15 protein-coding genes are annotated in these 10,894 nt (G+C 49.4%); 14 read left to right on the top strand and 1 reads right to left on the bottom strand.

Going from position 1 to position 10,894, the window contains the following annotated elements; translation table 11 throughout:
- The first annotated feature begins 57 nt into the window (after nt 1–57).
- Both BCT81_RS17550 and BCT81_RS17540 read left to right on the top strand, forming a co-directional pair.
- The gene (locus BCT81_RS17550) at nt 58–1,032 is read left to right on the top strand and encodes a trypsin-like serine protease (RefSeq protein ID WP_102425283.1); all 975 of its coding nucleotides are present in this window, start codon (nt 58–60) and stop codon (nt 1,030–1,032) included.
- A gap of 966 nt (nt 1,033–1,998) precedes the next feature.
- The gene (locus BCT81_RS17540) at nt 1,999–2,673 is read left to right on the top strand and encodes a hypothetical protein (protein ID WP_241908232.1); all 675 of its coding nucleotides are present in this window, start codon (nt 1,999–2,001) and stop codon (nt 2,671–2,673) included.
- Between the two features lie 562 nt (nt 2,674–3,235).
- On the opposite strand, the gene BCT81_RS17530 is transcribed toward BCT81_RS17540, so the two are convergent.
- A complete protein-coding gene (locus tag BCT81_RS17530) occupies nt 3,236–3,817 on the bottom strand; it encodes a DUF2913 family protein (RefSeq protein ID WP_102425281.1) in 582 nt (193 codons plus the stop codon).
- 217 nt (nt 3,818–4,034) lie between these two features.
- On the opposite strand from BCT81_RS17530, the gene BCT81_RS17525 reads away from it, so the two are divergent.
- The 12 genes from BCT81_RS17525 to BCT81_RS17470 all read left to right on the top strand — a co-directional run bounded on the left by BCT81_RS17525 (nt 4,035) and on the right by BCT81_RS17470 (nt 10,887).
- On the top strand, nt 4,035–4,700 hold the full coding sequence (locus tag BCT81_RS17525; protein ID WP_102425280.1) for a hypothetical protein: 666 nt from the start codon (nt 4,035–4,037) through the stop codon (nt 4,698–4,700).
- A gap of 2 nt (nt 4,701–4,702) precedes the next feature.
- The gene (locus BCT81_RS17520; RefSeq protein ID WP_241908231.1) at nt 4,703–5,404 is read left to right on the top strand and encodes a TIGR03759 family integrating conjugative element protein; all 702 of its coding nucleotides are present in this window, start codon (nt 4,703–4,705) and stop codon (nt 5,402–5,404) included.
- On the top strand, nt 5,380–5,898 hold the full coding sequence (locus BCT81_RS17515) for a hypothetical protein (RefSeq protein ID WP_102425279.1): 519 nt from the start codon (nt 5,380–5,382) through the stop codon (nt 5,896–5,898). Before BCT81_RS17520 ends, BCT81_RS17515 begins: the two co-directional genes overlap by 25 nt.
- Nucleotides 5,895–6,287: an integrating conjugative element protein gene (locus tag BCT81_RS17510; protein ID WP_102425278.1), complete on the top strand. Its 393-nt coding sequence runs from the start codon at nt 5,895–5,897 to the stop codon at nt 6,285–6,287. Before BCT81_RS17515 ends, BCT81_RS17510 begins: the two co-directional genes overlap by 4 nt.
- A gap of 33 nt (nt 6,288–6,320) precedes the next feature.
- Nucleotides 6,321–6,509, top strand: coding sequence for a hypothetical protein (locus tag BCT81_RS17505; protein WP_102425277.1), 189 nt, complete (start codon nt 6,321–6,323; stop codon nt 6,507–6,509).
- Complete coding sequence (locus BCT81_RS17500) at nt 6,499–6,693, top strand: hypothetical protein (RefSeq protein ID WP_102425276.1); 195 nt, start codon at nt 6,499–6,501, stop codon at nt 6,691–6,693. The genes BCT81_RS17505 and BCT81_RS17500 overlap by 11 nt, the downstream gene beginning before the upstream one ends.
- Nucleotides 6,690–8,849 (top strand): type IV conjugative transfer system coupling protein TraD, encoded by a 2,160-nt coding sequence (gene traD / locus BCT81_RS17495; RefSeq protein ID WP_102425275.1) that lies wholly within the window; start codon nt 6,690–6,692, stop codon nt 8,847–8,849. The genes BCT81_RS17500 and traD overlap by 4 nt, the downstream gene beginning before the upstream one ends.
- A 15-nt stretch (nt 8,850–8,864) precedes the next feature.
- Entirely contained in the window at nt 8,865–9,512 is a 648-nt protein-coding gene (locus BCT81_RS17490; RefSeq protein ID WP_102425274.1) for a DUF4400 domain-containing protein, read from the top strand.
- 164 nt (nt 9,513–9,676) lie between these two features.
- Nucleotides 9,677–9,979 (top strand): RAQPRD family integrative conjugative element protein, encoded by a 303-nt coding sequence (locus tag BCT81_RS17485; protein ID WP_102300518.1) that lies wholly within the window; start codon nt 9,677–9,679, stop codon nt 9,977–9,979.
- Nucleotides 9,972–10,214 (top strand): TIGR03758 family integrating conjugative element protein, encoded by a 243-nt coding sequence (locus tag BCT81_RS17480; RefSeq protein ID WP_102425273.1) that lies wholly within the window; start codon nt 9,972–9,974, stop codon nt 10,212–10,214. The genes BCT81_RS17485 and BCT81_RS17480 overlap by 8 nt, the downstream gene beginning before the upstream one ends.
- Entirely contained in the window at nt 10,211–10,555 is a 345-nt protein-coding gene (locus tag BCT81_RS17475) for a TIGR03745 family integrating conjugative element membrane protein (RefSeq protein ID WP_102425272.1), read from the top strand. Before BCT81_RS17480 ends, BCT81_RS17475 begins: the two co-directional genes overlap by 4 nt.
- Nucleotides 10,555–10,887: a DUF3487 family protein gene (locus BCT81_RS17470; RefSeq protein ID WP_102425271.1), complete on the top strand. Its 333-nt coding sequence runs from the start codon at nt 10,555–10,557 to the stop codon at nt 10,885–10,887. The genes BCT81_RS17475 and BCT81_RS17470 overlap by 1 nt, the downstream gene beginning before the upstream one ends.
- The last annotated feature ends 7 nt before the right edge of the window (nt 10,888–10,894 follow it).

The following is a 10,894-nucleotide window of genomic DNA, read 5'->3' as shown; positions in this document are numbered from 1 at the left end:
GATAATTAAGGGGTTACATTGTTATAATAAAAGCCTACCAATAAAAGGAATGTGGTCATGAAAAAAACACCGCTCGCACTTACCCTATCTCTCTTATCTAGCCCCGTTTTTGCTATTACTAATGGCACTAATGTGGACTGGCAAAATGATTTTGATGACATGGTAAAAAACAACTGTACAGGGATGGTAGTCGGTGGGAATCAAATATTAACCGCTGCGCATTGCACCGAATTAACAGGAATCACGTTTGCTAACGGGGTAGCGATGGACGCGAGCCGTCGGGATGACCACCCTAATTATTTGTATTCAAGCTCTGGTTCTCAATACGATGTATCTGTATGGACGCTACCTCAAATACCTGAGACCCAAAATATTCATTATTTTGCCAATTTGAACACACAGACCGTAGCTATTGGAGATTCTATTAAAGCGTATGGTTTTGGAGGGTATAACCCATTAGCGTATGCTGAACTTATTATAGGTAAATTATCTTCTTTAGCATCGACAGGTTTTGAATCAACCGCAATATCGGGCGACCTAATTCAAGGCGACAGCGGCGGTATATGGATGCATGGAAACAACGTTGTAGCTATAAATCGTAGCTTTAGCCACAGTCGATTATCATACGGCACAGACCTTCACTACGCGAAAGACTTCCTACTAGAAAAAATCAACAGTTGGCATTACCCTACCGTGCTCAAAGGAACGGGCACTCAGACTGTAAAAGTTCAGTCTTTACACCAAAATAGCGTAGTCGATTCTGCGACAAGCTCTGGTGATGTAACGATCACTGGCGGTACATGTCAAACCTTGCCTGCGATTGATGCTTTCGATACCTGTACGTATGAGCTCGATGTGACCGGCTCTGGTCAACTGCATTTAACCACCAATGAAGTGATTGATATCAACCCTGTGACACCGACTCCCGTACCTCCTCCAACAACGACACCAAGTTCTGGCGGCAGCGGTGGCTCTCTCGGCGTTTTCTCTCTACTTGGATTAGCTGTCTTCGGGCGTTTAAGAAAGAGATAGGTCTGATATGGATTACAAAATTAACGACCCTGTTATATTGGAAATGCTCGATGGTAATGATTGACGCGTGATACGCACCACGTACCGTCAAGCCTACGGCTATTAAGAAAAACGCATCATCGAGGGTATTTGTTGTACCACGAGGGGGCGCGGTGGGATGCAAAAGCCTGACGCTTTCACTTTGTTCAATTGTCGGCTTCATCTTGCCCCAACAAGCGGGGCTTATTGCCGTCAAAATGAACCTTATTGGATAATCTTGTGATACTTTTTGTCAACACACTCTTACTTTTCATTTTCCTACATAGATTATTGACCTTCTCTCATGCCCCTTCCGCAAAGGTAAATTTGATTAGGGGGATCAAAGGTGTCGTCATTTTAATGGTCGTCACTGTTTGGTTGATGCCGCTTCATCTCCCCTTATTCCTCCATGGCGGTGTTCTTCTTTTCACTGCGTGGATAGGTTTTGGGTACAGTGTAAGGATCGCTTTGAATGAACTCACCTTACTCAAGCTAACCCCGTCCTTAAAGAAAAACCAATACCATGTTCACCTTTCAACGGCGATCTATCCTTTTACAAGAGATACATACCAAGAGCTCGAACTGTTGATTGAACTGCTCCCAAAATACAGTGGTCAATCATTAGTACTGACGTCACCTTTACTGAGTAAGCACGGCTCATTCTTTAACATTGAACAATTAAAGCCACTCCCTGTGAGTATCGAGGCTTCTTATCATTCTTATTGGCGTTCACCGCTAGCGTTTCTGGTATTGTGTTATTACAAACACATCAAGCGTGAAACTATTCTTATGCATTCCTATTTATCAAGGCAATGTCGAATACATTTAACGTTGCCTAGAGTCGATGGTGTCTAAAGAGGTGATATCAATATGAAAAACTTGGCTGGTCATGACATTTCCCTGTTTCTTTTTCGGTTTGTTCTTCATCGTAGAGGGATCAATTTTGTCATGAATGAGTCGATTGCGGAGGATTTATACCCGGAGACCGAGCTAAAACTCAAACCTATCGTACACGCCTGCTCTGAAACTCTCTTGCGCTATAAAGACCAATGTTGCGGGGAAACCATCATGGACGGTAATCTATTGGTGGATGGTGACTTTGAAGTGATGCTATCGCCAGGGCTGGGCCGACATTTCATTCTGGAAGAGAAAAAGAACCTTTTCTCTGATGCTCATGAGATTGCTAAGTTGCTGATGGATGTGATGGACAGGCGAACGATTGAGATTAACTCTGGGGAGTATCTAGGCCCCCAAGCCGTGATCAGCTCTATCGGTCGTACGGGAATGAACCTTCAAGGGCTTGAATCGTTGGGGAACCGACAACAAAACACCTTTATCACTCAACTTCCTCAACTCACCAAGGATGTCCTTCCCGATGGAGTCAATGCTAGAGTCAGCTATGATCATCGTGGACATTGCATGGTGTTTTTACACGATAACTTCGGCGTGATAGGAAAGGTCGTACTGGTTGATGGATCCATGCCTAATATCATGGCTGAATTGTCTAAAGAGCGCTCAGAGCATGTTGATATCAAAAAGACACTGATGGAACAAATCCTTACCGCGATTGAAGTTGAGTTAATCAATCAAGTTTCGTCGTCGAGCTCTACCCTACGTTATTAAACAATATCGAGCGGTCAGGAAAGGAAGTGCGAAGTATTTTCTTTTCTGATTGCTGTGCAGGTAGGGCGCAGACCGTAGGACGGCATAGAGTCCTTACAAGAAGGCGATTTTCATAAGGGCCTTTTCAAAAATCGGATGATACAGAGTAGCTTCGCTCGCTAAGACACAAGTTCTTCCTCTTTATACCCTGACATTCATTACTTCTGGATTCATTGTATTAGAAATTTTAGCGAATATGGAAGAGGTTTTAGCGAGCACCTTTACAGGGATTTGATGCTTATGAGTCTGACACCGTATATTATGCATCACCCTCGAATAAACCACAGTTAATGATGCCAATCACGAAACCAAGCTTAATGAATGCCAATCTCAAACGATTCATGCGTAAACCCAAATTACGTATTGAAAAAGCACAATCCCTTGAGGATTTACTTAACTGCGCGGCTTTTGGAGTTCGCTGTAAAATGAACAAGCTTTCGATTAAGGTAAAAGACGGACATTTGGTCCCGCACCAATACACCCAAGGCAAAACTAAGCCCTAGTCGGTCTCAACCCACAACGCTTACCCCTTTCGATGCAACAAAAGATGAATCACTTCATGTTCATCCACATGGTCGACTTCCACGCGATAAATGCCGTTAGCTTGCACCGCTTCAATAAGCGCTTTTAATCGATGAGTTTTCACCGTCATCGCTAGCGGCTTGATTTGGTTATTGTCTTCATCAAACCCATTCTCAATGCCTTTCTCTTTCATATAGAGCGTGTCCACTTCAAGGCCTTTTTCTATGTCTTCCAGCATCGAGGGGAATTGATGCTGTTCAAATAGACCACTCAACATGATGTAGAGTTCATCCGCCTGTGAAAATTTAGCCTGGTACTCAAGGTTCAGTCGGTTCACATCCCATAACTTTTGCTCAAGGTTGCCGATGGGGTTGCGGCCAATGCTGAGCATGGTTTTGATTTCAGGTTTACACGTTGAAAACTGAGGCTGTTTGACTTTTGGTTTGATGAATTTCACGAGTCGTTCATTTCTTCTTTTCACTGTCCAGAACCCACCTTGCTTGCTCATGGTGCAATAGAGGGCGAGCAGCGCGTGGGTCGCGAGTGCATCAAGGGCTTGATAGTGTTTCAGGTTTCGGCTCATACAGTCATTTATCTGTTCAATTAAAACAAGAGTTTACCAGAAAAGGGCGAGCATAATAGAAGATAGGTGTTCTGTATATTTTAAAAGCCGCGCAGGGTAGCATATTTTATTTAAATAATCTCAATTAGAATTTCTTTATTTTGGTAATTCTAATCGAGATTTTTCTAAGGTGTTTTTGCTACGGTCGTCCCATCACTGACAACCGTAGGAGCGAGGTGTGAAATTCACTCTCAAAACGTTACTTAGAGGGCTACTGTTTAGCCTGTGGAGCCTAATATTAAGCGCCGCTTGCCTGTTCGCCTATCAGCAGGTTTTCTCACCGGTTCAACAGGAGAGCTTTGACTCACGATTGGACACACTGCATCAAAGTTTGGTGTTGGCGATGAATGAAAGCCGCGACAAGGAGCGTCAAGCGCGCATTGAGGCGCTGAACTCATTGCAATTCACGCTTGATGGGTTAACCCAGCGCCTCGATGAGCAACAGGGTGAAATTACCGAGCTCATCAACACACAATCCAATCAAGGTGCTCGCTTAGATGAATTGGGCTTAGACAGCAAAAAACTAGAAGTATTGGAGACAAAACTTCAACGCCTTTCTCGTCAGCCCACTGCAAAACCGGCGCCTGTGCGTGCCAAACCTGTCGTTAAGCCCACCGTAAAGACGCCGACCATTACGGCGCCTTTTGTTTTATTTGATGTGCAAACGCGGGGCCATACCCAACTGGCGATAGTCGGTAAACCTGGTGCCAGCACACTGGCAGAGTTATCCGCCCTTCAAGCAGGTCAACATTATCTCGGTTGGAAAATCACCGCCGTTAATGACCAACATATCGAGACGCTCTACAAAGGCCAAAGTACAACGTTAACGGTCGGGGAGGGATAAGGATGAAGATGAAGGTTTTCATTTTATGGGCAATGTGCACCTTACTGCCAATTTTCTGGGTAGGGGCAACAGAGCTTGAGCGCAATCAGGCCTCACAAACCAACATTGAACGTAACCAATCCCGCTCGCTGAGCGTCTCGAAAGACGCTCAATATTGGCAGTTAAGTCAAGCGGACTGGACGCGCTATGAGCAATTAATGCAAAGCCCACTCACCTATGACATGCAAGAGGCAAGCCCCCTAGAAGTCTTAGCTCAGTTTGCGCGCAGTGATACTGAACGTGCGCGTTTGGCTGAGCGTTTGGTTGCGTTTGATAAAGAGCGAACCGAGGGATTGTTAGCGCTGGAAGTGGCGTATCGCGCCGCGTGGGCGCGGCTCTATCCCAACTTAAAACCAATAGGCCCACGATTGCCAGAGCGCGTCGCCCTGTTTGTTCGCGCCAAGTGCGACACCTGCGTCGATGCACTTAAGCAATGGCGCTCTCATGGTGTGGCCGTGGATGTATACATGCTCGGAGGTGATGACAAAGCGTTGCAAGCGTGGGCCTCGGTCGCCGGGGTGCGCCACGGTGATGTCGAGAAACAGTGGATAACGTTAAATCACGACACGCGCGCCTTATGGATGACCCTGGCTAAAGGCAAACCTGTGCCCGTGGCCATTTCAGAGCAAGGGGAAGGCCAATGGTCGGTCGTGGCGTTGCCTTAATCATAAGCCTGTGGTGTTTCAGCGCTCAGGCGGCTATTCCGCCGCTGTATCAGAAGGTCGCCGCTCAGCACGGAATTCCCGCGAGCGTCCTATATTCCTTGGCGCTCGGCGAAAGCAAAACCCAACTGCAAAGCGGCGCAATTCGCCCTTGGCCTTGGACGCTCAATGTCAAAGGTCAATCCTATTTCTACGCGACATACCCTGAAGCTTGCCAGGCGCTGCATGGCTTTTTGAAATACACACAGATGGTGGATATTGGCCTCACGCAGCAAAATTGGCGCTGGCAAAAAGACCACTTTAACCGCCCGTGTGAGGTCTTCGACCCTACGGTGAATCTCAATCACGCCGCTGTCTTACTCAACGAAGGCATGCGTAAACACGGCAGTTGGGTAAAAGCGGCCGGATATTTTCACAGGCCAGGCGGGGGCGAGCCGGCTCGGCGCTATGAAGCCACCTTTGCCCGTCACTTACAACAATGGAGTCCCTCGTCATGAATCGCCGATTAACACTCATCACTCTACTCTTTCTGCTCAGTAGTCACGCCTTATCGGCCGCGGATTTATTGCAAGGCATGGTGCCGGTGAGTACGCCGCAGTTAACCCCTGGCAAGGTGGAACGACGCACGCTCAAACAAAGCGTGAGCACGCCTTTGTTTATCGTTGGGGATGACGCTTTATCCCATCACTGGCTCAGTGCTAAGCGGGACTATCTAGCGAGCATTGGCGCCATGGGGATGGTCGTCAATGTGCAGACGAAGGCGGGGTGGCAGCGATTCAAACGCTATAACTTAACGCTTTACCCCGTGGCAGGCCGTGACTTTGCCGCCGCTTTTGGCCTTCGCCACTACCCGGCACTCATCGAGCGCGGTGAGCTCAAACAATAATCATATTCACGACTTTTAATGAGGACAGCGCTTATGCCTACGCACGCTTTATCTTATTCGGATATTCAACACGCGATTAAAACCACCCATCAAGTGCTAGAGAGTAAGGCACTAGCGCCGGTGATTCTGGCGCTCGCCCAGCAAAGCCAGATGCACAACGTGAGCCCAGAGCACGCTTTGATGATGTTATTAAAATCTCAAGGAGAAGGTGATGAGCATTAACAGTGATAACCCCTTTGCCCAGCGCTGCTTACCTCCAAAGAGTCTTGAGCTACCGCCAGCTAAAAAGAGAAGTAATAAAGACAAAGTGACGCATCAAGTCAAGCGCCGCATTGAAATCCTCGAAGAGCGCTGCGCCTGGCAGCGAGAGTGGGGGATGACGTTAGACGATGAGACCCTGCAATGAGTGGTTACGCCGAAGGTCTGCTTCGCCCTGCTGATGAGCTGCTGAGCGCGGCCATGTTTAGCATGGCCGCTATCGTGGTGGTCATCGCCCCGCAAGTGTTCATGCTGGCCCCTGTTTTCGCGCACCCGCTCGGTTTTTGCCTTGGCTTGTGCGCGCTGATTCGCCTTAAGCAAGGGCTTTCCGTGCTCGGGTATCGCAAGCGATTACTTCGCATGCCCTATTGGGCGATGAACTCCGATGACATGCCGGTGTATCAAAATAAACTCTTTCTCGGGAAAGGCTTTCTAGTCCTGCCTCGCCATGCTCAACGCCTTTATGATACACGTCAAATCTGGGCAGAGCGCTACGTCACACCGTCTAAACTTTATCGCTTTGCGCGCACCATGGAAGCCAAGTACGAAGGAAAATGGATAGAGCGCTTTTGGTCTGGGAAACGTGTGATAGCCAGGGCTGGTAAAGGCTGGGGTATCATTAACACCTTTCTTAGTGCCATCAACCCGGTGAAACCTTTACCCCCGGTGGGGGGCGACTCTCGAATGCACGGCATCGGCCTTGATGAAGAGGTCGATTGTTTATTGCCGAGCAGCGCAAGAGCGGGGCACACCTTAGTGCTTGGCACCACAGGGGTCGGTAAAACGCGCCTCGCTGAACTCTTGGTGACGCAAGATATCCGCCGTGGCGATGTGGTGTTGATGTTTGACCCTAAAGGGGACGCCGACATGCTGCTTCGCATGTACATCGAGTGCCTGCGAGCGGGGCGCCTCGATGAGTTTTATATCTTGCACTTAGGGTATTCGGACCAAAGTGGACGCTACTCACCGGTAGGGCGCTTTGGTCGTATTACGGAAGTCGCGACCCGCGTTTCTGGCCAGCTCGACGGCGGCGGCAACAGTGCCGCGTTCAAACAGTTTGCGTGGCGATTTGTCAATATCATCGCAAGGGCGCTGGACGCGCTCGGCAAAAAGCCCGATATGGCGGCCATTCAACGTTACGTGACCGCCATTGATGAGCTGTATGTCGATTACTGCGTGAAAAAGCTGCCCTCTTATCACCCCAAAGCAGCGGAATTGGTGACCGCGCTTGAAAGTAACGTCAACGAAAAAAACACCCCGCGTCATCTGCAGGGGCGCAGCGCTCGCGTGGTCGCCCTTGAAATGTATTTTGGCGCGCACCCCGCTGCAGACGATGTACTGGCCGGACTGAGAAGCGCCATCCAATACGACAAAACCTACTTTGATAAAATTGTGGCCTCCTTACTGCCCTTGCTCGAAAAGCTCGGCACCGGTAAGACCGCTGAAATTATCTCACCGGTGCATACGCCTGGTGATGAGCGGCCCATCATCGATTGGCGCGAGGTCATCATGCAAGGGGGCGTGGTGTACGTGGGGCTGGATGCGCTCTCTGATACCACGGTGGCTGCTGCGTTCGGTAACTCAATGTTTGCCGACTTATGTTCGCTAGCGGGGGAGATTTATAAGTTTGGTAACGCGCCGGGCTTTACCAAGGTCAAGCCTCGCAACATCATGATACACGCGGATGAATTTAATGAGCTGATTGGTGATGAGTTCATTCCTATCCTCAACAAAGCGCGCGGGGCTAAATTTGTCGTCACCGCCTACACGCAAACCGAATCCGATATTGAAGCGCGCCTAGGCTCGCCTGCAAAAGCGGCGCAAACCAAAGGTAACTTCAACAGCTTGATATGCCTTCGGGTTCGCGAGCAAAAGACCGCGCAAATCCTCACCTCCCGCATGGCAACCGTGACCATCAAAGACATTGTGCCCGATACGGGCGCCAGTGATGCGCCCGGCAGTCAGACCGGGTTTCATTCAAGCAATAAAGACACCCTGCAAAACAAAGAGGTGCTACTGGTCAGCGATAACGACATCACCAACTTACCCATTGGCCAAGCCTACGCTGAGCTCGAAGGCGCCAAGATTTGGAAGCTTCGCTTTCCATTGCCAGGCAATGAAGGCGACCTCGAACTGCCAGAGGATATCCAAGCCTTAGTCGATGGGATGCTCCAAAAAAGTCAATCGGTCAAAAGTACGCACGACTGGCTGCACGACACCGAGCAGTTCAACAGCTGGATGAATAATGCCTACCTTGCGCTCGATGAAGATGAATCAAAGGCACCTCTTAATGAAGTGCAATAAAACCCAGGAGACCCTGTGGCAGAAAAAACACCGAACCCACCCGTAAAGCGCGAAGAGCCGACGCCTTGGTATGGCCTGCCTTTTGTGGCATTGGGGCATCTTTTCTGGATATGGGCGCTGTTGATACTCATCGAGTGGTTTGCGCCTTTTTGGGGACAAGTGACGGGGCAACACGCCAAAACCGTGTTAGTTGAGCACATCACCTTGCTGCAAAGCGATCAGCCGCATCTGGCGGCAAAGGTGATGGGACTGGTGAATGCGCTGAGTCAACGCATCGAGATACTGCTCAGCATTGAGTTTGATGGGGCATTGGCTTTTGCGAACGTGTATTGGCACGGCGTGGTGTATGTCACCCTTGCGCTGTTTGTTCGCGTCGCGCTGCTTTTTTTAAGTTGGCCTTTGTTCTTACTGGCCAGCTTTCTCGGGGCTTTTGATGGACTGGTCTCTCGTCAGCGGCGCACCGCCTTTGTCGGGCGTGAAACCGAAACCACTCATTACTACGCGCGCCGAGCCGTCTCTATGACCATGATCGGGGCCGGTTACTTATGGTTGTTCATTCCTGGGATTTGGCCTTTATCACCGACCTTAGTGTTGTTGCCTGCAGCAGGCATGACAGGACTACTGGTTCGCACCAGTGTGGCAAGCTATAAGAAGTATTTATAAGAACGAAGTATCACGCAGAGGAATAGATAAGAACTTTTGGAATTATACCCTAATTAAATCAAATAATCTCGATTAGAAATACTTTATTTTGACAATTCTAATTGAGATTTTCCAATGGCTTTTTTGCTAGCGTGTTGACGTCTTTCTAATTAGGAGTCAACACCGTGAAATGGCCACTTTTATTCTGTCTGAGCGTGCTCAGTCCTAACCTGTATGCCGACGTCGATACCGAGCAACGAGAGCTGGCTTTAGTCTCTTCACAGCTCAACACCCTCGACTACCTCATCACGCGCGCTGAGCGCGAAGCCGATTATCGCGCCGCACGTCAGTTTGATTACGATGCACTGCGCCTTGATATCCGCACCCTTCAAGCGGGCATCGATGCCTATTTACGCCCTGAGCGCAGCGCGCCAAAGCCTGTCACCCCACTGGGCGGCGACTACCTTTCGCAGGCGCCTCATGAATGACCCCCTTTTAGCCTTCGAGCATGGCGCCGGGTTTGAGGCCAATACGTTGGCATTGGTGTTAGCGGGCCTCACCAGCGCCTTGCTGATGCTCTGGATGCTGTGGGTGCTCTGGAGCGGCTTTCGCGGCATGAAAAACAAAAAAGTGACCAAAGAGGTGTTTCGCCGCTTGGTCTTTCGCGCCGTGTTTATCTTTCTCATCCTTCAATGGTTTTTATATTACGGAGTCGCAACATGATCCAACTTCGAGCGTTTTTTCTTTTTTTTGCCGCCTGGCTGCATAGCCTGAGCGCGATGGCGGACATCCCCACCAACAATACCCCGTCTCAGGGCGGCAGTGACAACATCTTAGAGCTCATTTACGCCTATGCCTACGACATCTTGCTTTACGGGGGTGGCATTTTTATTGCCTTCTGCTTTGTCTATTTCCTGGGTCACATCTGGGATGTATTCAGCAAAATCAAAGAGAAACAAGCCACCAAAAAAGACCTGCTCAGTGACGGCGTGATTGGCGCCGTGCTTTTGCTGCTGTCGGTATGGGGGCTCAACTACGGCCTTGATATTTTGGAGGGCGTGTAATGCACAGCGCTTCAACCTTAAACGTCATGCCGCCGTTTTACAAAGGTCTGTCGATGGGTGAGATGGGACTGCTGGTCCTTGTGTGCATGAGCCTCACGGGATTGCTGGGGTTGGCATTGTACTGGGCGTTTGGCGCACCGCTCATTTTGTTTACCGCTTTACTGCTCGGGGCGCTTGGCGCTTTTGCACTGCCCAAAAGCCTCATGCGAAAGCTCAGTCGCATCAAAACACACCATTGCCAACATTACGCCAGCAAACGCTTTGAGCGCTGGTTTCACCCAGAGCGCTATCACGTTGATGCGCGCCGCTTTGCCTGCAAACGCATCGGCTGATAAGGAG

The organism is Vibrio sp. 10N.261.52.A1 (assembly GCF_002876325.1).
Classification (GTDB): domain Bacteria; phylum Pseudomonadota; class Gammaproteobacteria; order Enterobacterales; family Vibrionaceae; genus Vibrio; species Vibrio chagasii.
Note: the sequence above shows the minus strand (reverse complement) of the source record. Positions and strands in the feature narration are given on the sequence as shown.